Source organism: Motiliproteus coralliicola (assembly GCF_003345655.1).
Lineage (GTDB): Bacteria > Pseudomonadota > Gammaproteobacteria > Pseudomonadales > Balneatricaceae > Motiliproteus > Motiliproteus coralliicola.
The window spans coordinates 218,088-239,372 of the sequence record NZ_QQOH01000003.1 but is presented as its reverse complement, the minus strand read 5'-3'; the positions used below and the strand labels follow the sequence as shown (position 1 = coordinate 239,372).

20 protein-coding genes are annotated in these 21,285 nt (G+C 58.5%); 5 read left to right on the top strand and 15 right to left on the bottom strand.

Features of this window, described 5'->3' with window-relative positions; genetic code table 11:
- Window positions 1–11: 11 nt before the first annotated feature.
- Window positions 12–1,391: an L-serine ammonia-lyase gene (locus DV711_RS11895; protein ID WP_114695928.1), complete on the bottom strand. Its 1,380-nt coding sequence runs from the start codon at window positions 1,389–1,391 to the stop codon at window positions 12–14.
- Between the two features lie 422 nt (window positions 1,392–1,813).
- On the opposite strand from DV711_RS11895, the gene DV711_RS11890 reads away from it, so the two are divergent.
- The 3 genes from DV711_RS11890 (at window position 1,814) to DV711_RS11880 (ending at window position 4,647) form a co-directional block, all read left to right on the top strand.
- The gene (locus tag DV711_RS11890) at window positions 1,814–2,416 is read left to right on the top strand and encodes a helix-turn-helix domain-containing protein (RefSeq protein ID WP_243633824.1); all 603 of its coding nucleotides are present in this window, start codon (window positions 1,814–1,816) and stop codon (window positions 2,414–2,416) included.
- Between the two features lie 222 nt (window positions 2,417–2,638).
- Entirely contained in the window at window positions 2,639–3,637 is a 999-nt protein-coding gene (locus DV711_RS11885; RefSeq protein ID WP_165840101.1) for an alpha/beta fold hydrolase, read from the top strand.
- Between the two features lie 143 nt (window positions 3,638–3,780).
- Window positions 3,781–4,647: a DUF6279 family lipoprotein gene (locus DV711_RS11880; RefSeq protein ID WP_133297454.1), complete on the top strand. Its 867-nt coding sequence runs from the start codon at window positions 3,781–3,783 to the stop codon at window positions 4,645–4,647.
- A 15-nt stretch (window positions 4,648–4,662) separates the two neighbouring features.
- Here the strand turns inward: DV711_RS11880 and DV711_RS11875 are convergent, their stop codons facing one another.
- From DV711_RS11875 to DV711_RS11835, 10 genes are all read right to left on the bottom strand, one after another.
- A complete protein-coding gene (locus DV711_RS11875) occupies window positions 4,663–4,995 on the bottom strand; it encodes a gamma-glutamylcyclotransferase family protein (RefSeq protein ID WP_207802626.1) in 333 nt (110 codons plus the stop codon).
- Entirely contained in the window at window positions 4,992–5,504 is a 513-nt protein-coding gene (locus DV711_RS11870) for a GNAT family N-acetyltransferase (protein WP_114695924.1), read from the bottom strand. The genes DV711_RS11875 and DV711_RS11870 overlap by 4 nt, the downstream gene beginning before the upstream one ends.
- 76 nt (window positions 5,505–5,580) lie before the next feature.
- Window positions 5,581–6,414: a lipase family protein gene (locus DV711_RS11865; protein ID WP_114695923.1), complete on the bottom strand. Its 834-nt coding sequence runs from the start codon at window positions 6,412–6,414 to the stop codon at window positions 5,581–5,583.
- Between the two features lie 107 nt (window positions 6,415–6,521).
- The gene (locus tag DV711_RS19500) at window positions 6,522–7,382 is read right to left on the bottom strand and encodes a peptidoglycan-binding protein (RefSeq protein ID WP_114695922.1); all 861 of its coding nucleotides are present in this window, start codon (window positions 7,380–7,382) and stop codon (window positions 6,522–6,524) included.
- 229 nt (window positions 7,383–7,611) lie between these two features.
- Window positions 7,612–8,898, bottom strand: coding sequence for a molybdopterin molybdotransferase MoeA (gene moeA / locus DV711_RS11855; RefSeq protein ID WP_165840100.1), 1,287 nt, complete (start codon window positions 8,896–8,898; stop codon window positions 7,612–7,614).
- Window positions 8,898–9,461: a molybdopterin-guanine dinucleotide biosynthesis protein MobB gene (gene mobB / locus DV711_RS19495; protein WP_165840099.1), complete on the bottom strand. Its 564-nt coding sequence runs from the start codon at window positions 9,459–9,461 to the stop codon at window positions 8,898–8,900. The genes moeA and mobB overlap by 1 nt, the downstream gene beginning before the upstream one ends.
- Window positions 9,458–10,108 (bottom strand): molybdenum cofactor guanylyltransferase MobA, encoded by a 651-nt coding sequence (gene mobA, locus DV711_RS11850; RefSeq protein ID WP_114695921.1) that lies wholly within the window; start codon window positions 10,106–10,108, stop codon window positions 9,458–9,460. The genes mobB and mobA overlap by 4 nt, the downstream gene beginning before the upstream one ends.
- Window positions 10,109–10,110: 2 nt before the next feature.
- Window positions 10,111–10,854 carry an energy-coupling factor ABC transporter ATP-binding protein gene (locus DV711_RS11845; protein WP_114695920.1) on the bottom strand — a complete coding sequence of 248 codons (744 nt, stop codon included), beginning with the start codon at window positions 10,852–10,854 and terminating at the stop codon, window positions 10,111–10,113.
- A 79-nt stretch (window positions 10,855–10,933) separates the two neighbouring features.
- Window positions 10,934–11,641 carry an ABC transporter permease gene (locus DV711_RS11840; protein ID WP_114695919.1) on the bottom strand — a complete coding sequence of 236 codons (708 nt, stop codon included), beginning with the start codon at window positions 11,639–11,641 and terminating at the stop codon, window positions 10,934–10,936.
- Window positions 11,642–11,650: 9 nt separating this feature from the next.
- Window positions 11,651–12,484, bottom strand: coding sequence for an ABC transporter substrate-binding protein (locus tag DV711_RS11835; protein ID WP_114695918.1), 834 nt, complete (start codon window positions 12,482–12,484; stop codon window positions 11,651–11,653).
- 592 nt (window positions 12,485–13,076) lie between these two features.
- On the opposite strand from DV711_RS11835, the gene DV711_RS11830 reads away from it, so the two are divergent.
- On the top strand, window positions 13,077–14,495 hold the full coding sequence (locus tag DV711_RS11830; RefSeq protein ID WP_243633807.1) for a sigma-54-dependent transcriptional regulator: 1,419 nt from the start codon (window positions 13,077–13,079) through the stop codon (window positions 14,493–14,495).
- A gap of 33 nt (window positions 14,496–14,528) precedes the next feature.
- On the top strand, window positions 14,529–16,625 hold the full coding sequence (locus DV711_RS11825) for a sensor histidine kinase (protein WP_114695917.1): 2,097 nt from the start codon (window positions 14,529–14,531) through the stop codon (window positions 16,623–16,625).
- 81 nt (window positions 16,626–16,706) lie between these two features.
- On the opposite strand, the gene DV711_RS11820 is transcribed toward DV711_RS11825, so the two are convergent.
- The 4 genes from DV711_RS11820 to DV711_RS11805 form a co-directional block, all read right to left on the bottom strand.
- Window positions 16,707–17,966, bottom strand: coding sequence for a diguanylate cyclase (locus tag DV711_RS11820; RefSeq protein WP_114695916.1), 1,260 nt, complete (start codon window positions 17,964–17,966; stop codon window positions 16,707–16,709).
- Between the two features lie 81 nt (window positions 17,967–18,047).
- Window positions 18,048–19,271, bottom strand: coding sequence for a glucosaminidase domain-containing protein (locus DV711_RS11815; RefSeq protein ID WP_114695915.1), 1,224 nt, complete (start codon window positions 19,269–19,271; stop codon window positions 18,048–18,050).
- 2 nt (window positions 19,272–19,273) lie between these two features.
- Window positions 19,274–19,840 carry an elongation factor P-like protein EfpL gene (gene efpL, locus DV711_RS11810; RefSeq protein ID WP_114695914.1) on the bottom strand — a complete coding sequence of 189 codons (567 nt, stop codon included), beginning with the start codon at window positions 19,838–19,840 and terminating at the stop codon, window positions 19,274–19,276.
- Window positions 19,841–19,953: 113 nt separating this feature from the next.
- Window positions 19,954–21,180 (bottom strand): flagella assembly protein FlgT, encoded by a 1,227-nt coding sequence (locus DV711_RS11805; RefSeq protein WP_114695913.1) that lies wholly within the window; start codon window positions 21,178–21,180, stop codon window positions 19,954–19,956.
- Between the last annotated feature and the right edge of the window lie 105 nt (window positions 21,181–21,285).

Sequence of the window (21,285 nt, the reverse complement as noted above, 5' to 3'; positions counted from 1 at the left end):
GGCCGGGTGCTTCAGCAGGCGACGACGTTGACAGCCAGTCCGCCCTGGGCGGTCTCTTTGTACTTGTCCTGCATATCCAGGCCGGTTTGGTGCATGGTTTCGATGACGCTATCGAGCGGTACGCGCTGGTTACCGTCGCCGCGCAGTGCCAGGCGGGCGGCGTTGATCGCCTTAACCGCACCCATGGTGTTGCGCTCGATGCAAGGGACCTGAACCAGACCATCGATCGGATCGCAGGTCAGTCCCAGGTTGTGCTCCATGCCGATCTCGGCTGCGTTTTCAATCTGCTCAGGGGTGCCGCCCAGTACCGCAGCCAGACCGGCCGCCGCCATGGAGCAGGCCACGCCGACTTCACCCTGGCAGCCCACTTCGGCGGCTGAGATAGACGCATTCTTCTTGTACAGCATGCCGATGGCACCGGAAGTGGCGATAAAATCGAAGATGCCTTTCTCATCGGCACCGGGCACGAAACGGTGGTAGTAAGCCAACACGGCCGGGATCACACCGGCAGCACCGTTGGTCGGCGCAGTCACGACCCGGCCACCGGCGGCGTTTTCTTCATTGACGGCCATGGCGTACAGGTTGATCCAGTCCATCACGCTGAGCTGGTCACGCAGGGCCGCTTCGGGGCGATCGGTCAGCTCTTTGCGCAGTTGAGCGGCACGACGCTGAACACCCAGGCCACCGGGCAGTTCGCCGGTCTCGCGGCAGCCGCGCTCGATGCACGCTTCCATGACGTTCCACAGCTGGCGCAGGTTAGCGTCAACCTCTTCGTCCGAGCGCATGGCGCGTTCGTTGGCCAGTACCAGCTCGGCGATGCTCAAACCGCTCTCTTCACAACGGTCGAGCAGCTCACGACCGGTTTCAAACGGGTAGGGGATCGGATGGTTGACGACCTCATCAGCCGGCAGTTCGATCTCGTCTTCGCAGAGCACGAAGCCGCCGCCGACGGAGAAATAGACTTTGCTGATCAGTTGAATGCCGTCGCGATCGAACAGCTCAAAGCGCATGCCGTTGGGGTGCTGCGGCAGGCTTTCGCCGAAGGCGAACGGTAGATCGGTTTCTTCATTAAAAGGCAGCTCGACTCGACCACCCAGGTTCAGCACCTTTTGTTCGCGGATGGTGGCGATCTTTGCATCGACGCTGTCCGGATCGATTTCGTCCGGGCGCTCGCCCAGCAGGCCTAGCAGGGTGGCGAGATCGGTCGCATGACCTTTGCCAGTCATGGCCAGAGAACCAAACAGGGTGACTTTGACACGGCCAGCTTGGGAGAACAGATCTTGGGAATCGAGTAGATCGAGGAAGCGTTGTCCGGCCCACATGGGTCCAACGGTGTGAGAGCTGGAAGGACCGATACCAACTTTGAACAGATCAAAAAGACTTAATGACATCTTTATTAAACTCCGCGTACGAGTCTGGCTCGTGTTGTTTTGTTTTCGCGTTGTCCGGACGCTAAGTGTCATAAATGCACTATTTGTTGCGTCCCGGGGTTGAAAGTATCCGAACAACCCCGTTGTTCAAGATGTGACCAGATTAATAGGAATTAGAAACCTAGTCAACAAAAATTTCCAATAGGAAACTTTATTCATTCTGAAAGGTTTCATGAAACCGATGCCATCTCAGCGGCGTCGAAATTGGTGGGGTGTGGGGATTGCTGTATGATTAAAGGCTATAAAGCGAGAATTATTGGCCCATTGATGGTGCAGATGGGCAACAAAGTTTTTTGCAGTTTACTTTAGGAAACTCATGGAGCTGGAGCATGTCCGATCAAGAAGCCCCTTACTCGGTGCTGGATAAAGAGCGTCAAAAAGAGATGGAAGGTTCGTTGGACGATAACGGTTCCGCCGCTGACTCACGAGTCACCGAATTGCAGCTGGGTAAACGGGTCAAGGAGATCCGCCTGAGTCACAACCTGACGCTGGAAGAAGCCAGTCGACGGACCGGACTGGCGCGTTCGACCCTATCGAAGATCGAGAATGAACAGATCTCGCCGACCTTCCAGGCGGTGCAGAAACTGGCCAATGGCTTGAATATCGATATTCCGCAGCTGTTCGCCACCGCCAAGGAATCGCGTTGTGCCGGTCGACGGGATATTACCCGGGCCGGTCAGGGACGTGTGCATCCGACCCCGACCTACGAGCATGAGATGTTGGCCAGCCAGCTGACCAATAAACAGATGCTGCCCTACCGCTCGATCGTTCGCTCCCGTTCCTTTGATGATTACCCCAGCTGGGTCCGTCATGACGGCGAGGAGTTTCTGTTGGTGTTAAGCGGCAAGGTCCGTTTCTACACCGAATTTTACGAGCCGGTCGATCTGGAAGCCGGTGACAGCAGTTATTACGACGGCGGCATGGGCCATGCGCTGGTCTCGATCAGCGAAGAAGACGCCGAAGTGCTTTGGGTTACCTCTACCTAAACTAATTATGCTCTATAAAAGGCTGGTTCGATCCGACACTAACCGTCCAGCCTTTCAACTCCGCTATCGAAACACGACCGCTTATCTTTGGGCGTGAATCCTTCATCTATCTAACCATTTATCGCCTTGGCTAAAGTCTGAGCCCCTTATGGCTTGGAATAGCCAATTTTTCAGGCTATCTTGACGCTGTTCAAATTGTGCCGCGTGTGGATGTTTGCCCCCATGTTCAAGATACCAAAGCCAACAGATTCGACTTCATCAGACCACTCACGTGAATGCCAGCTGTGGCAACAGCAGTTCGAGCAACGCTTTGAACGCTGGTCGGTTCCTGTCAATGGTCGTCGACTCGGCGGTTATCGCAGTCTGTCTGAGGGAGAATACCGTCGACAGATTTGCTGGTTGCACGGTAATGGCTTCAACAGCCTGGCTTATGCGCCGATTCTGGCAGCGCTCAGTGATCCGGATTATTCGACTCAAACCGGCCTGGGGCTCTATACCACCGATCTACCCGGCCACGGACATTCGCAAACCACGGGTAAGCCCTGGCCGGTCTGGCGTGAGTTGGCCAGTTATGTGGAGCAGGGAATGGTCCAGCAGCTTCCGGCGAATTCGGATGTGGAGCGGATCGGGATCGGCCATAGCCTCGGTGGGGTGGTCAGCCTGCTGCAGGCCCATCAGTATCCGGATCGATTTGATCGACTGCTGTTGCTCGATCCGGTGTTGTTTACGCCGGGTATTGTTGCGGCTCAGCAGGTGCTGAAGGCGCTTGGACTCTGGCGCTGGATGCCGATGCCGAAGGTGACTCGTCGTCGTGACAGCCGTTGGCAGTCGGTGTCACTGATGCATCAACAGTTGGCCCAAAAAGGGTTTTATCGAAGTTGGGATCCGCAGGCGTTGGCCGGATTTGTGGCTGGCGGCCATCAGGTGGTGGCCCAGGGGGCTGCTCAAAGGGTAGAGCTGAGCTGCCCGCCGGAGTGGGAGGCCCGGATCTTCTCCAGCGTGCCGCAGCGACTAACTCAGGCGATTCGTGAGGTCCGTATTCCGGTTCACGTCCTTTGTGCGCGCAACAGCTTTCCGTTCATCTTGAAAGGCACCCGGCGTGCCGCACAGATCAATCCGCATATCAGCTACCAGGTCTGGGGAGAAGGGCACTGCTTCCCGATGGAGCAACCCCATCAAACCGCTGCTCTGATCAAAGAGTGGTTGGCACGCACAACGTAAGGGTCGCTGATACCAGGCGTTACCATTCGATCACTACTGCACCGATCGAATCGATCCGTTGTCAAAAACACATAGTCCCTTGCGATTTGGATGATCGCCTCGGCTACGCTAAAGACAGCAAATAGAGGAGTTACGCCTTGCCGTTGGATAGATCAAAGGATTGGAATCACTATTGGATCACCCTGATCCTTGTTGTTGCACTGATTGGACTCAGTGGCTGCAGTCGATATCAGTTGGCCTATAACAATCTCGATACCCTGCTGTTGGACCGTATCGATGACTATGCCAACCTGACCTCGAAACAGCAGTTGCAGATGGAGCGGCTGCTGGATCGTGCTCACCGGTTGCACCGGCAGCAGCGATTACCCGCGTACAGCCAGCTACTGCAACAGGTTCGCCATGATCTGATGCGCTCTGAGCTCGATTCGGAGACACTGATACTGATGTTTGAACAGGTTGAGCAGCAGTGGGCGCAACTGCGGGCCGATGCTGAGCCGTTGTTACGCGAACTGTTCCTCCAGATCAGTCCTGAGCAGCGGAAGCGGATGATGGTGCGGCTCGAGCGGGACCTGGCCAAACGACTCCGTGTCTACCAGCAGCGGTCAGCGCAGCAGCAGATTGAACACCGCTATCTGCGTTACCAGAAACGGCTTAAGTTCTGGATCGGATCGCTGACTCAACAACAGCAACTATCGTTGCGCCGGTTTACCGAAGGATTGCCGGATACCACCCAGGCCTGGTTGGATTACCGCAAGCAATGGTTATCTACCTTCGACCTGGCGTTACAGCAACGTGATTGGCACCAGTTTGAGCAATTGGTGCTTCAGCCGCAGCGGCTAAGGCCGCCCGAGTTGCGCCAGCAGCTCAAGCATAGCCGTCAACAATGGGCCGGCTTTCTGGCGCAGCAGTTGGGTCAGTTGCAGGAGTCGCAGCAGCAGAATCTGCTGGAAGAGCTGGATCAGCTGATTACCGATCTGGACGAGCTACATCGCCAGGGGATGGAGCCCTGATGGTGTTGCTGATGTTCAGCGACGGTTGATTTCATAGACATAGGCCTCGACCTGGCTGCCATTCTCGAGTCGCGCTGAGGTCAGTACCCGCCGGTAGGCAACGCCTTCGAACGCATCCAGCCGCGGCCAGAAGCCTGCCAGGGCTTTCGAACAGAAGAGCAGGCCAGGAACTTCATCGGCCTTGTCATCCAGCTCGATGGCCAAGTACCCCTTAGCCGCCCCCCGGCTGAGCTGTTCGAGTCTCCCTTGCACGTGTGCCGGTTGCCATGAACCGGGCAGCTCGGCGAGCAGGTGCTGATTCGATTGCCCCGGGGCCAGGCTTCCATAAACAAATAGGGAGTTGATCATCGGTCTAGCTGTTCAGTGGAAGAGCGGGTTGAGGATTGGTTATCCGGTTCCAGGCTGTCAAAGACCTGTTGCTGTTTGCCGGGCTGTAGTCCTTGGGCAGCATAGAACTGGTGAGCCCCATCGCGATCGATCCGGCAGCGCACTCGCAATCCCATTCCGAGCTCCGTGGCCCAGAGCCTGGCTTGCTGCACCAGGGCTGAACCCGCTCCCAGACGCCGGGAGTTCGGTTCTACTGCCAGCCCGCCTATCTCGACGAAGGAATCAGAGGCCAGCCGATGGGCGACAAAGGCGTGAATCCAACCCATCACAGAGCCGTCCTGTTCGCAGACCCAGACCTGGTCGCTAGGGCTGTTAAGCAGTGTCAGCAGTCGTGCTCGGGCTATTGAATCGGAGTCATCGGGGTAGCCGAGGGCGGCCGCCACGCGCTTGATCTCAGCGGCGTCCTTCGGGCTGGCGAGCCGGATCCGTAGCTTTGGGGGACGATGCCGGGGTGGGTTGTTTTCGATCATCGAGGGGTGACACTGGATTGACGGTTTGGAAGGAGCTTAAACGGCTGCGGCTGACTGCCGCAACCGCAGTTAACGTTCAGTCTTTAAGGTGCCAGGCGTTGACGGCGGCCAAATAGCGATCCATGTTGTGGTCCTCAACGGCATCGATCCCGTCTTCGAGTAGTGCACTGAGTGCCCCATCGAAGTAATCGACAAACTTAAACCAGAAGCCGACCTCGGGATGGATCTCTTTTTCCGCCGAGATATACAGGTAGCTGCCGATATGGCTGTAGCCCATCAGCCGGGCCGGGGCGCGGGTGACGATATCGTTGTTGTTGTGGAAGCGGAAATAGCGTGATTTGCATTCGTTGTTGAAGGTTCGTGCGGTGCTGCGGGTCAGCACCCGTGGCTGGCCGAAGGTATAGACGCTGGTGAAGGGTTTGTCCTCGTGAACCATGCGGGCGGCGGCCACCGTTGCCATTGCACCACCCAGGCTATGGCCGGTCAGAAACAGGGGGCGTCTGCGTTGCTGTTGTAGATCGCGAAACTTGTCGTTCAATGGTTTCCAGACATCTTCGACCGAGTTCCAAAAGCCCCGGTGGAATTCGCCGAAAAGCTGCTGGGTGGCAAAGGCATTGATGTTGTCGAGCCAGTCCTTCAGTTCGTTGGTGCCCCGGAAGGCCATGCAGAGAAACTCTTCATGCTCGATCAGCGCGGCCTGGGCGCTGTTCTTATCGACCCCGAATACACTGAGAAAACGACCGTCATCCTGTTTCAGGTTTTTCAGGATCTGCTCTTCGTCCGGTATCTGGTTGCCGGGTGATTTTTTTAAATAGACCTCTTTTGACAGCCGTGCCATCCAGTAGGCGTTGCCGTCATGGAGTCCGGTTGTGTAGGGGGCTACCCTTTTGGTGACCTTGCCGTTGGCCATAATGATCTCCTGGTTTAGCCCTGTCCGACTAACGCGACGGCCCGATGGATCCAAGGCCGAAGACCAGCAGGTAGATTGTTGTTAGGTGGTGTATTTATCGATCTTGCTCACCACTGGGATAAGCCTTTCCGCCACAGGTTGGCTTCGGCTTGGCGCCGCTTGGCCAACCCCGAGCGGACGCCCCAGAGTCGCTTCATCGAAACGATCTCGTCTTCAACATCGTTCAAGATCATCTTGCGCTTCGGTTTGTTGATCTCCGCGCCGCTGGCTTGCTGCAAAATATCGCGGATCGCCCGCATCTCGGTACGCCGGGAGCCGGCCAGGCTGCTGCCACGGTTGAAGACGATGCTGACCAGTACCGATCGGCACAGTTCGGGCAGGGATGCGATTGAGGGGTAGATCGAGGCGGTGCTCTCGTAATAAGCGGGCAATATCTTGCGGACGAAAACCGGCCAAGCCGCCTTGAACGGGACTTCGACTCCCATCCGTTTAAGCTCGGTGACCCGTTTTTTGGTGCCCTTTTTGCCGATATCTTTGGCCAGTTCATCCATCATCGGGGCGGGTAGGTGGTCACCCCAAAGTTCACGGAAATTATCTTCGGAATTAAAGCGCAGATCGTAGCCCACGCCGATGGTGACGCCACTGGCCACGCCGGGATAGTGAGGCCAGCGGGTGACCTGGTGGTAGTACCTCAGGCCGCCGGTCTCCTCCATTGCGATAAAGGCGATACCGTTGGTTGATAGCTCCGGATAGGGATCGGGCTGGGCCTCTAGCCATTGCCAAAGATTGTCGTCGGCGGTCCCGGTCGAAGGCATGGCGGCGACATTCTGGGCGTAGCGAACTCCTCGTTCGGTGCCGCTGCCAAAGTCGCCATCGGCGATCAACATCGCCCCGACGCGATTGAGAAGGGTCTGCAAAATGACGACATCTTGCCCTCTATCCCCGCGATTCAGCTCTTGATAGGCCATGGATTCCTCCCGCATTGGGTATGCTGGACTGACCTCGTAACTCTCGCTAAAACTGCGGGTCTTGAACCGGTAGCGTACTTCTCAAGGGATAAAATTGACGGAACACGTTGTTGTTGCAGGCAAGTATAGACAACAGGACCAGCCTGCAAGTTATTGCTTCCAGTTGAGTTTTAGCGGCCAAGAAAAACGGAGCCATCGCGGCTCCGTGTCGGGAGAAGGGCTGTTGCTGTTATAACAGGCCGTCGAACGGCTGTACCCGGACCCAATCGCCGGCAGCCACCGGGCTCTGCTGATCCGATAGTACGATCAGGCAGTTGGCCTGGCTCATGGAGGTGAGAATACCGGAGCCCTGATGACCGCTGCTGCGCACCTCGGGTTGACCATCCGCCCCATGGCTGATAATACCGCGGACGTATTCGGTCCGTCCGGGACGCTTTCTGATCGGCTCGGTGCAGCGAATCTGGGCTTCGGAGGGTAGCCAGTGGTTCTCGCCGCCGAGTTTTCGCAGCGCCGGTTTGACGAACTGCAGGAACGACACCATGACCGCCACCGGGTTGCCTGGCAGCCCGAAGAACAGTGCCTCGCCGACATGGCCGAAAGCCAACGGCCGCCCCGGTTTCATTGCCAGGCGCCAGAAACCAACCTGGCCTAATCGATCCAGGCAGTCTTTGACGAAGTCGGCCTCGCCCAAGGACACGCCACCGGAACTGAGCACCACATCGGCCTGTTCGCTGGCTTGTTTGAAGGCGGCTTCGATCGCGTCGGGGCGATCGGCGATCACGCCAAGATCGATTACCTCGATCCCCATTCCTGCCAGCATCGCGGTGACGGTATAGCGGTTGGAATCGTAGATCTGGCCCGCCTCTAGCGGCTGGCCCAGACTACGAATTTCATCGCCGGTGGAGAAATAGGCCACCCGAGGCTTCCGAGTGACGCAAACCTCGGCTTGGCCTAAAGAGGCGATCATCCCCAATTCGGCGGCTCCTAGGCGGGTGCCAGCCCCGATAGCCGGAGAGCCAACGGCCAGGTCCTCACCGGCCAGACGGCGGTTTTGGCCGGGTTTGGCCCCGGCGGGAAAGATAACGAACTCTTGTTGCGAGCTCTTTTCGCAACGACACAGCTCCTTGATCACCACCGTATCGAGGGCGTCGGGGACCTGGGCGCCGGTCATGATCTTGACGCACTGACCGGGTTGCAGCTCACCGCTGAACGGATGGCCTGCCAGCACGCTCCCAACGACCTCTAGCCGGGTGTCACCATCGGACTGGATATCGGCGCTGCGTACCGCGTAGCCGTCCATCGCCGAGTTGTTGTAGGCGGGCACATTGATCGGGGAGACCACCGGCTCGGCCAACACCCGTCCGAGAGCATGGCGCAGGTCCAATTGCTGGGTCTGGGGCAAAGCCGTGACCGTCTCAAGAATCTGTTGGCGACCCTGTTCGACCGGTAACAGATTGCTGGCCGGCCCTCCACAGCATTGGTGTTGTTCTTCGTTGGCGCGTTCGTTGCTGTTCATTAGCCCTGGCTCCGCTGCGCTTGTTGAACGGATGCCAGCGCGCAGTAGTCGACGATAAAGTCGGCCAGCGCCGCCGGGTCATTGATATCCAGGGTCGGCAATGTGGTTGGTTGGGCGAGTTCACCGTCGTGAGCGACAGCGATAATATTCGGATCGTTCGGAAACAGCAGCGGGTTGCTGGTGCTGGGACGGTGCAGCTCGATCTTTGGGAACGGCAGCATCTTGAATCCTTCAACCAGAATCAGTTCATGGCGACTGGGGTCCAGCTGCTGGATCAGGTAGTTCAGATCCGGGTCATCCTGCTCTTCGGGCGTTTCGGTCATCAGGGCCCAGCGGTGACGCGAGCCGATTAACACCTGACCGGCGCCGGCCTTGCGCAGCTCGTAGCTGTCCTTGCCGGGGGTGTCGACATCGAAACGATGGTGAGCGTGCTTGATCATGGCGATGCGGATACCGCGCTCATTCAACAGCGGAATAAGCTGTTTGAGCAGGGTGGTTTTTCCGGTGCCGCTGAAGGCGGCAAACCCGATCAGCGGAAGCGGGGATTCGATGCTGGCGGTCATACGACTTGATTCTCCAACAGCTGCTTTTCCGTAAGCGTATTGATATTTAAAAAGGCCTCGGGCTGGTCTGAAAAATCGACAGGACGGCACTGGTGCTTAGCATACCAGCGATCGATCTTGCGCTCGCCCTGCTCAAGGTAGCCAAGCAGGCTCGGCAGTAAACGTCGCTGAAGTAACGCCACCACGGGTTGAAGTCGTTTGCCATCGTGGGCAACGACAATCTCTGCCTGCTCACGTTCGGCCGCCTGTCGCAGCCGTTCGACCAGATTGGCCGGTAGAAACGGGGTGTCGCAGGGGGCGATCAGCATCCATTCGGTCGGACACTGCTGCAGTCCCGCCGCGATACCGGCCAGGGGGCCTTGGAAGTCTTGCAGATTATCGCCGACCACCTCATAACCGGGAATGCCCCTGGTTACCTTATCGGTCTCTTCCAGATCCTGGGCCAAGGCAGCGTAGGCGCTCTGGTTGCGGTTGGCATTGATGCGGATCAGCTCCAGCTGCGGTTTGAGGGTATCGATGACGTGACAGATCATCGGTTGGCCATGCAGGGAGACCAGTCCTTTGTCGCAACCGTCCATCCGTTGGGCTCTACCGCCAGCCAAAATCAGGGCGCTGATCTGGTTTGAGTTTATGAGTGTGCTGGACATCGTCAGGCCTCCGTGAGTTGCATCAGGGGAACGGGGTTGTCGGAATGAAGCGAATGCTGAAGCGGGCTGTCGCTAGCCGCAGCGGTCGAGCGTTCATGGAGCACGCCATCTTCAAGGTGGAGCTGGCGTCGGATCAGTCGCTTGTCGACCTTTATCTCATGGCTGCATAACAGCACGGCAACCCCGTCATTGATCAGTCGGCGAATCAAAAACAGGGTCTGCTCGCGGGCTTCGGCATCCATATTGGCGGTCGGCTCATCCAACAGCAGTAGCTCGGGTTCCATCACCCAGGCGCGGGCCAGGGCGATGCGCTGCTTTTCGCCACCGGACAGGGTCTTGGCGCGACGTTCGCGTAGATGACTCAGGCCGGACCAGTCCAGTGCCCGGTCGATCGCCTGCTGCCGCTGCGAGGGCGACAGGTGCTTGAGGCCATAGCCGATGTTATTGGCGACGCTGGTGTCGAACAGGTAGGGGTGCTGGTGGAGGTAGATCACCTTTCCCCCCAGCTGGCGGTGGCGGCGTTGGGTCAGCGGGGTGCCGCAGTAACGTAACTGCCCTCCGTGCTGGGGCTCGAGCCCCGCCAGCACTTTGAGCAGGGTGCTTTTCCCGGCACCGTTACGGCCGGTCAGCAGGGTGGCTTCGCCACGGTGTAGATCCAGCGCATCGATGTGGAACAGTGCCCGTTCACCGTACGATTTGCTGAGCTGGCGGGCATCCAGTAACGGGGTGGAAGCGTTGCCGTGCATCAGGTGCTCCTGTTGGGCCGTCGCGACCCATTCATCGAACCCATCGGCTCGGTGGTGATTGTTAGACTCAGAATTCGGGTTAGCATTCGGCGCGACCCTCGACACGTCGGTGCAGGTAGGCGATGCAGATGTTCAGTCCCAGCGCCAGCAACAGCAGTACCAGTCCCAGTGCGATCCCCTGGGCAAATTCTCCCTTGCTGGTTTCCAGCGCAATCGCGGTGGGGATATTGCGGGTGTGGTTGAGGATGTTACCGCCGACCATCATCGAACAGCCCACTTCGGAGATGATTCGTCCATAGGCGGCGATACAGGCCGCCGCCAAGCCATAACGTAACTCCAGGATCAGGGTGCCGAAGGCGCGTAGTGGGGACGCCCCGAGGGTGCGGGCGGTCTCCCAGGCACTGCGATCGGCGCCCTTGAAGCAGGCCAGACTCATGGCCACCAGCACCGGAAATGCCAGTGCGATCTGGCCCAGCACCATCGCTGTATCGGTAAACAGCAAGCGAAGGTCGCCAAAGGGGCCGCTGCGCGACAACAGCAGATAGAGCAGCAGCCCGACCACCACGGTAGGCACGCTCAACAGGCTGTTAAACAGTGAGATCAGCGCCCAACGGCCTGGAAATTGCAGTAGGGTCAGCGCGCAGCCGACCACAAACGCCACCGGAGTGGCGATCACAATTGCCTTCAGCGTGGTGCTGAAGGACACTGCGATGATTGACCAGAGTTTGGCGTCACCGCTCAACAGCAGTGAGATCGCTTCCAGCGTGGTGGCACTCAGGCTTTGCATGGGGGCCGCTTATTGGCTGGCAACCGGGGTGACGGCCGACGGTACGAACAAGGGTTCACCGTTGATCCGGAAATCGGCGATCTGCTGCTGGGTCTGCTCGGAGACAAGCCATTGGCGGAAGGCCTCGGCGCCCTGATGATTCAGGTCGGCATAACGCTGCGGATTGATCTTCATGACGCTGTAGGGGTTGAACAGGCGCTGATCCCCTTCGAGCAGTAGGTTCAGTTGCAGTTTGCCCTGATAGGCCAGCCAGGTGCCCCGGTCGGTCAGGGTATAACCGCCGACCTCGTCGGCGATCTGTAGCACCTTACCCATGCCCTGACCGGCTTCCCGATACCAGTCGCCGGAAGGGCTGATCTGGGCCTGTTGCCAGAGCGATTTCTCCTTCTTGTGGGTGCCGGAGTCGTCACCGCGGGAGACAAACAGGGCGCCCGCCTCGGCGATGCGCTGCAGGGCGCTGGCTACATCCGACTGGCCGGCGATCGAGGCTGGGTCACTGCTTGGGCCAACGATTACAAAATCGTTATACATCACCCCGGTGCGGTCAATGCCGTGGCCCTCGCCGATAAATCGTTGCTCGGCAGCCGGGGCATGGACCAGTAGTACATCGGCGTCGCCATCACGCCCCATTCGAAGTGCGGCGCCGGTACCGACCGCTATCACATGAACTTCGGTGCCGGTGGCTTGTTCGAACTGGGGCAGAATCGAATCGAGCAGGCCGGAGTTGTAAGTACTGGTGGTGGTGGCCAGTTTCAGGGTTTCGGCTTGCAGGCTGGTACTGCCCAGTGCCAGCAGGCACAGGGAGATCAGTGAGGCCAGTTTACGGCTCAGTGGGGTGGGCATGGGGATTCCTCATCTCTTTATTGTCATGGGCGCTACAGCCGGCTGCGCTTGTTTTTTCTTCTTTTGTTATCGCTCGATTAACTCGAGGGGCTGTTGTTGGTGCTTATCAACAGGTTCAAAGCAAGGAGAGTGCCAGCTTCAATGTTTGACGCGAAAGGCAGCGTAGGGAGGGTTTGCGGCAGTGAAACCGGCTCGGACAGGTCGGCTCGTTTGCAGGGATTGGGCAAAATGTCACGCCGCCAGAGTGGTCAGGGTCAAAATGACCCGAGTTGATCCAGGTTAGGTCTGGAGCTCGGCTTATACGTCAGTTTAATTGACTTGTTTGTACCAATGCCTCGAGTATTTAAAACGGATTTTTGGGCATATAAAGGCCGTCAATTGCGGACTGAGCCTAAGAGCGGCCCGGGTTAGACCGCTGCACAAAGACGGCGGTGGGCCATATCAAGATGGTAAAAATTTAGAATCTGTTGCGGTACATGGCCTGCCGGGTAGGGACGGCGGGTGATGAAATTCTAAGGTTGCAGTGGCGAACTGGCGCTGTAGCTGAAAACGCAAGTAGAGCACCAATAACACAATTATTAAGGTGGACTGCGTGACCATAACACTCCCCCGAAGCTCGCAGGCGGTCGGCCGTGCGAGTGCTGATGCGCTTGTTCCCGATGCCACGGAGCAGGGGCGGCAGGCATTATCCATCCTGATCGTCGATGATGAGCAGGGTATCCGGGAATTTCTTCAAAAAGCGCTGGCCAAAGAGTACTCCTTGGTCGAAGCGGTGGGCTCGGCTGAGGAAGCCGAGGCACTGAGGTCGCGCTGCCATTTCGACCTGTTGGTGGTGGATATCTGCCTTCCGGGACTCTCCGGTGTCGACTGGCTCAGCGAAGTGATGACGCCGGCCTTCCAGTCCGATGTGATCTTCATGACCGCGTTTGCCGATATCGACAAGGCGATCGGCGCGCTGCGGGTCGGTGCCTCTGACTTCATTCTCAAGCCGTTTCGGCTCGAGCAGATGGTTTCGGCGGTCCGGCATGTGATGGAGCGGCGCCAGCTGAAGCGGGAAAACTTCGTGCTGAAGCGACGGGTCGACGCGCTCTACTCGATGGAGGGGATGGTCGGTAATTCACCGGCGATCACCGAGATCTGTCAGCTGACCAAGCGGGTGGCGCCCACGCCATCGGTGGTGTTGGTCGAGGGTGAATCTGGAACCGGTAAAGAGCTGGTGGCCAATGCGGTGCACCAGTTGAGCAAGCGCAGCGGTCCCTTCGTTCCAATCAACTGCGGTGCTATCGCGCCGGAGTTGATCGAGTCGGAGCTGTTTGGCCACACTAAGGGGGCCTTTACCGGTGCCCAGCAGGCCCGAGAGGGGCTGTTCTCCTACGCCGACGGCGGAACCTTATTCCTCGATGAGATCGGTGAAATGCCGCTGCTGATGCAGTCCAAACTGCTGCGGGTGTTGGAAGAGGGACGGATCCGCCCGGTCGGTAGCGAGCGCGATATTCCGGTCAATGTCCGCCTGGTCGCAGCAACCAACCGGGATCTGGAACAGGAGGTGGCCGACGGCAACTTCCGCCAGGATCTGTTTTACCGGCTGAACGTGCTGCGGCTGCGGGTACCGGCGTTGCGCGAGCGTCGCGAGGATATACCGCTGCTGGTGGAGCACTTCAGCGATCAACTGGCTAAAAAACTGGGCTTACCGGCGATCCCGTTCAGCCATGCCGATCTGCAGCGGATGCAGAGCTACGAATGGCCCGGCAATATTCGGGAACTGAAGAATATGATCGAGCGTTGCCTGCTGCTGGGGCGTTTGCCGGCCGAAGCGCTGCAGAATGGTGACGAGATGATGGAACCAGGCTCGGGTCAGGGCTATCCCTGCGAATGGGACCTGGACCGGGTCGAGAAGGATCATATTTTGCGGGTGCTGGACCAGGCCGATGGCAACAAGACCCAGGCGGCGCGCCAGCTTGGCATCGCCCGCAAAACCCTGGACCGTAAACTGCATGCCTGGAGCGCTTGAGCCGGGCTTGCTGGCCCGCCGCGCGACACTCTGATGCTGAACCGAGTCTATCAACTGATCAGCTCCAGCCTGCGTTATCGACTGCTGGCGCTGGTGCTGTTTCCGATTCTACTGGTTATGCCGTTTGTGGTCGGTATGGCCTATCTGTGGAGTAACGAGGTCAGCTACCGTCAATTGTTGATGAAGGTCAGCACCGACCTGTCGGTGGCTCATGAGGCATTTGAGGATCAGCAGCGTGACTACCTGCAGCAGCTGACCCTGACCGCCGAGTCCTATCCGTTCCAACAGGCGGCCCAGCAGGCGTTCGGACATCGGCCGGAGCTGGCCCCTCTGACACTGCAACTACAGCGATTGCAGCAGCGCAAGTTGTTCGATTTTGTATTTCTGATCGATAACTCGGGCTGTGATCTGACCGGCAATCTGGGTTGTGGTCTGAAACGGCTGCCGATGATGGAGCGGGCCCGAATCGAAAACGGTAGTGTCGGGGTAAGCCTGTTCGAGGCGGCCGATCTTGCCCGGATCGATCCGGCATTGGCCGAACGGGTCTACCTGCCGATTCAAAGCACACCCTGGGCGATTCCCCAGCAGCGCGATGCCGAAGATCGCGGCATGGTCTTTCTGAGTTATTACCCGATCCGCGATGCCGAGGGTGATATCCAGGCGTTCTTGAGTGCCGGGGTGTTGGTCAACGGCAATTTTGAGTTTGTCGATCAGCTCAAACGGCTGGTGTACGGCAAGGGCAGCCTGGCCGAGGACAGTCTGGGCACAGTGACGGTGTTTCTGGGCGATGTGCGGATCAATACCAATGTTCCCAAAAAACTCGCAGCACCGGGACAGCGGGCGATCGGTACCCTGGTTTCCAAGGCGGTGCACGATCAGGTGCTGGAGCGGGGCGAGAAATGGATCGACCGCGCCTTCGTGGTCAGCGAATGGTATATCTCCGCCTACGAGCCGATTATCGATATCTACGGTCGTCGTATCGGCATGCTCTATGCCGGTTTTCTGGAGGCCCCCTTCAAGGAAACCTATTTCCAGGCATTGCGCTGGCTGGGCGGACTGTTCCTGCTGGTCACCCTGCTCAGCGTGACGCTGGCGGTGCGGGGGGCCAAGTCGATCTTTAAGCCGATCGAGGCGATGACCCGGGTGATGGCGCGGGTGCGGGCCGGCGGCGATGAGCGAATCGGTGGGCTCGAAACCCGCGACGAGCTGAGCATGCTGGCCCAGCAGATGGATGTGATGCTGGATAAGCTAAGTCAGCAACATCAGCAGATCCAAGCAGACGCTGATCAACTGGAGGTCAAGGTCGAAAAACGGACCGCGCAGCTGCAGCAGCGTACCGATGACTTGCAGCGCAATCTGGACCTGTTGAAAAAAACCCGCCAGCAGCTGGTGGCGAAAGAGAAACTGGCCGCGATCGGCGAGCTGACCGCCGGTATCGCCCACGAGATCAACAACCCCACCGCGGTGATCCTCGGCAATATGGATCTGCTGATGGCGGAGCTGGATGAGGCCGCGGCCGAACCAGTGCGACGGGAGTCGGAGCTGATCGTCGAGCAGGTCTATCGAATCCGCGCCATTATCAGCAATCTGCTGCAGTATTCACGGCCCAACGATTACCTGGCCCAGCTGTCGCCGATGCAGGTTAATCAGGTAGTGGAGGACTCGCTGGTACTGGTACGTCATGACCTGGCCAAGAAGTCGATCCGTCTGCGACTGGATCTTCGCGCCGACATGACGGTAAAGGGGAATCCGCAGCAGCTGCAGCAGGTCCTGATCAATCTGATCGTCAATGCGGTCAACGCGATCCAGGTGCAGCTCAAGGATAGTCCCGGTGCCGGTGAGATCTGCATCCGCAGCCGAAATCGGGGGGAGGGGGTGTTGTTGCTGATCCGCGATAACGGTTGCGGGATCGACAGCGAGATCCTACCGCGGATCTTCGACCCCTTCTTTACCCGTAGTCAGGGTGGTACAGGGCTGGGGCTGTCGGTCAGCTACGGGATTCTGGAGCGGGTAGGGGGCGAGATCAACGTGCGCTCGAGGCCCGGCTTGGGGAGTAGCTTCTTTGTCTACCTGCCGCAGCAGCCGCAGATCGACCAGCGCGGCGAAGAGTGGATTCGTAAGATCGTCTAAGCCGTCCGATGGCTGGTTGGCAGGAGTCCTAGCTGTGGACAGGTCTCGCGCCAGCACCTGGAGAGTCGGCTCCAGGTCGGCTCAGTTGGTCTTCAGGTCAAGCTGACTACAGACCCGGTTACGACCGCGGTTCTTGGCCAGGTAAAGCGCCTGATCGGCCAGTTCGATCAGCATCTTCGAGTCGCTGCAGTCGCTCTGGCTGAGCTCGGCAACCCCGACGCTGACGGTGGTGCGGATGCTGGGATGCAGCCGGGTAGAGATCTCGGAGTGTTCGATCAGGCTGCGGATCCGTTCGGCGACGGCCAGCGCGCTGTCGAGGTTGGTATCGGGCAGCAGGATACAAAACTCCTCGCCGCCGTACCGGCCGATCTGATCATTCTCGCGCAGCTGCGAGTGGATCATCTCGGCGGTACACCGCAGCACCTTGTCGCCGGCACGGTGGCCGTAGGTGTCGTTGATGGTCTTGAAGTAATCCAGGTCCACCATGATTAGTGAAAACGGCTGCTGTTGCCGGGCCGCCTGTTGGAATTCGTTATGCAGGTACTCCAGCACGTTGCTACGGTTCAGTACCCCGGTCAGTTGGTCATAGCGAGCCCGACGTTCCAACTCTTCTCGCTGCTCGGATCCCTGCTGGATCCGTTTCAGCAGATGCATAACCAATGGGATCATCAGCAGTCCGGTCAGGGTGATCGCCACGAAGGCGATCAGGTGTGCCCGATTGGACATCTGCTTCTGCTTGTCCACCAGCACATCGATCTGGGAGGTGGGGAAATTGATATGCATGGCACCACGGACGTCGCCGACTTTGTAGCCCTGCTGGGTGTGGCATTTCAGGCAGGCCGGTTCGACATACAGGGGGGCGATATAGCGGTAACGGTCGTCGATCAGTTCGACCAGCTCGCTGAGGTGTTGGGTCTCAAACTTGATCATCGCCTGGCGTTCCCACTCGGTGGGTTTGTTGATCGGATTGATCGGCCGTAGGCTGGTCATACCGGCTTCGATATCGCCACCCTGAAGCAACTCTGAAATCTGCCGGGTCATGTAGGCCGGGTTGATCTTGGTGAGACGGCGTCCCGAACTATCGACAATGTCGCGATCATCGGTGTGCAGGTAGGGATTGGGGCGCGAATTCTCGGTCACCGGCACGTAGGCGCCGCCGTGGCGGGCACTCCAGCTGCGGATTGTCTGAAGTAACTGAAAGGCGGACTGGCCCTTAACGCGAGCGATCTCGATCGCCGAGGCATTGAGAATTTTCTGGTTCATCGACCAGGACAACCCCACCAGCAGGGCGGATGCGGCCAGGGTCAGGATGTAAATGATGACGAGCTTTTGAGTCTTCACAGCAGTCCTCTACGCCAAGCTCTGTACAGCTTCGGCAAGCTTACCAGCATCCGTTGTTCGATTCCCTTAGTCTTTAGCGTGTTACTTCTGCTCGGCTGTGTCCGAGTTGTTGTTCGACGGTATTGTGGCTGACTGGATCGGCCCGGCTGGCTGTTCTTTGCCTTGCTCCAGAGGAGGCGCAGGCGTCGGCGGTATCAAGTTTTCAATCGCCGCCGTTGGCTGTTGGACTTGAGCGCTAGCCGCCAACAGGTCGCTGGCGACAGGCGTTGGATCCACCGAGGCAACCGAGCCTGAGGCTGGGTTGGATTCAGGTTGCTGGGCTGTGGGTGCCGTCGAGGCAGCAGCTTCTGGTGCAGCGCTGGCTACCAAAATTGGATCGGGTTGGTCGTTTTCGACCTGAACCAGCTGGTAGCAGGGGTGCTTGGGTTGGCTGTCACCCCACCAACTGGCGGCCCAAGGCTCCAGCTTGTTGATGCGAATCATCGACTGGAGTTCGTCGACATAGTGACCGCCACGGGCCGAATAGTGGGTCAAACCAGCCGCCAACGCCCGCCCGCGAAGCGGTTGCTGCTGGTTGCGCAGGCACCGGCGGATCTGACGAAGATCGCTGTAGCTCTTGTTGCCGTTGAGGTTGGTGAAATAACTGCGTATTCCCGCTGCCACCGAATCGAAGGCTTCGACTTCATGGGTTTGGTCGGCCCCCCGTTGCAACGGGGCGATTCCGCAGCCGGGGGTGAAGCACCACTGGCCGAACAGGTTGTTGGCCTGCCGGGCGAAGCGGGAGGTGCCCCAGGCCGATTCATTGGCGGCTTGGGCTTTAACCAGAGCGGCCGGAATTTGATCGACCTTGGCCAGCAACTGGTGGAGTTGGTCGGCCTCGGTTTCGGCATCGATACGGAACGACTTATTGACCTGGGCAAGCCACTGCTGATCGTCCGGATGCAATTGTGGCTGCCGCTCGAGCAGCTCCAGCAGTTGCTCGAAATGGCTGCGCAGGGCTTGGGTGTGCGCATTCTCTTGCGCGATCATCGGCTCCAGATAGGCAAAGAACTGCTGCTTTTTCTGTTTCACGTCCTTGATTGCGCCGAAGTCGGGTAATGTCGGCCCCGGCTCCGGGAGACGGAGGCTGGGCGCATTGCTACTGCGCTGCAGTGGTTTTGCCGCTGCGACGGGTTCGGATGCCGGCTGTTCAGCGCCTTCCGAGTCGGTTTGTGGCCCCTTCACGGTGTGGCTCTGGTCCGACGGCTGGCAGCCGAACAGGGCGATTAGCAGCAGGGCGATGGCAGGACGGGCAATGCGGTTCATGTTCAGGCCCTAGACATGAATTTGCCGGTGCTGGTATTGACCCGGATCACTTCACCTTCGGCCAGGTATTCGGGTACCTGAACCTCAAGACCGGTGGGTAGGCGGGCCGGTTTGGTCCGGGCACTGGCCGAGGCGCCTTTGATCGCCGGTGAGGTTTCTACGATCGGCAGACTGATTGAAGCCGGTAGCTCAATGGCGACCATGCGATCGTCCACTATCAGTGCAGTCAGGCCTTCAATGCCGTCGTACAGGTAGGGCAACTGGCCTTCGAGCTCTTCGCTGCTGAGGCTGTGTTGGCTGTACTCCTCCTGCTCCATAAAGGTGTAGAGCTGATCTTCCTGATACAGAAGCTGGGCAGGGGCACGGCGTAGATCTGCGCTTTGCAGCAGTTCGTCCCCGGTCAGTGAGAGTTCCAGCTTCTGGCCGTCTGGGATGCGATTGAACCTGGTCTTATACAGCGTTTGAGCCCCACGGGAGGAGGGGGATTTAACGTCGATCTGGCGCGTGATATAGAGCTTGCCATCGCGCTCGATCACATCGCCTTTTTTCAGGTCACAGGCCTTGGGCATTGCCGCTGCTCCGGTAAGGGGTCAAAGGTCGGCGATTTTAGCAGACGGGCGGCCGTTCTAAAATTGATCAAGGGCAGAGTTAGGTCGGGTTTAGTTGCCCGACCTGTCAGGCGCTACCACGCTATCAACACGTCATCCTGCTGAATATTAAGCTCCACCGCGTCGTTTTCCATATTGGCGACCGAAAAGCGCGGCTGCACTTCGTTGACCACCACGGTCTGGCGCGTGTCCTCGAGCTTGATATGGGGTTGGTCGAGGGTGTCGAAGAACATCGATTTACGGAACAGGCGGAACTGGTCGCCGGGCTGGATCCCGACTACCGAACCGGCGTTAAAGGTTAAGCGGTTTTGTTCAGCGCGGATGATCCGGCTTCGGAACGGTTCGCACTGCAGTTGCTTGTTGATATCGCGTCCTGCCTGGGTCAGCAGGTTGCGCACCTTCTGGCCGTAATCGGTTTTCAAGAATGCCGGGGTGTAGAAACCCACCTGGTCAACATCGTCGGCGTCCCAGAACCCCCCGGTGCGGTAGCTGCGGCTGAACAGTAGGGTGCCGGTATAGCCATCGTGAATAAACAGATCGACGGCAAAGTTGCGTAGACGCTGGCGACCACGGACGTCGAGCTGGTCGTAGAGGGTTTTCCAGATCAATTGTTCATCGTGGCGACTGGGGTCATAGGGGCTCAGGTCGCGGATCACCCCGGAAACGATAAACTGGACATCCAGTTCGCTGAAGTTCTGCAGCGCCTCGGTCAGTGGGCCTTGATCCTGCTGATAGGTCGCAGCGGTGGAGGGAGCCGGATTGACGCTCAGGTGCGAGGCGTTCAGTGCACGGAGCGGGCCTTCGGCGTTGATCAGTGAGGTTAACGAGGCCGATAGTTGCTGCTCAGCGCCGTAGAGGTTGCCCAGAGCCGCCTGCGGACGATGTTGCAGCGGGAAGGCTGCAACCGCTACCGATTTGGTATAGCGGGTATGGGCATCGCCCAGTGCACAGCTTTGGTCGGTATCCACATCGGCACGAATACGCAGCCAGAAACGATCGCCTTTGACCCGCTCGTCGATAACCCGAACATTGCTGAGATTGCCCCGGGTGCGGATTCGCAGGTTATCGGTCTTGATAACGCCCTGGCTGATGCTCTGGGAACTGCTGATATAGGCACCGGCTTGCAGCAGTGCCTGCTGTGAGGCGTTGCGCAGAGCCTGGTGGCGGGCGGAACTGATGTCCTGGTTGTAAATCAAGGCAGAGCCTTCGGCTTCGATGCTGACGGCCAGGACGGCAGGGCTGAGCAGGATAACAAACAGTACCAGCAGAGTACGCGGTAGCGAGCAGATCAACGACGCCATGGCGGGCCTATATTGGAGCAGTAAATTGAACCGCTTAAGCTAATTAAAATCTTTGGCCTATGCAAACCGTCCAGCCCAGCGTTTTTTGTGATATTTTCTTTGCAC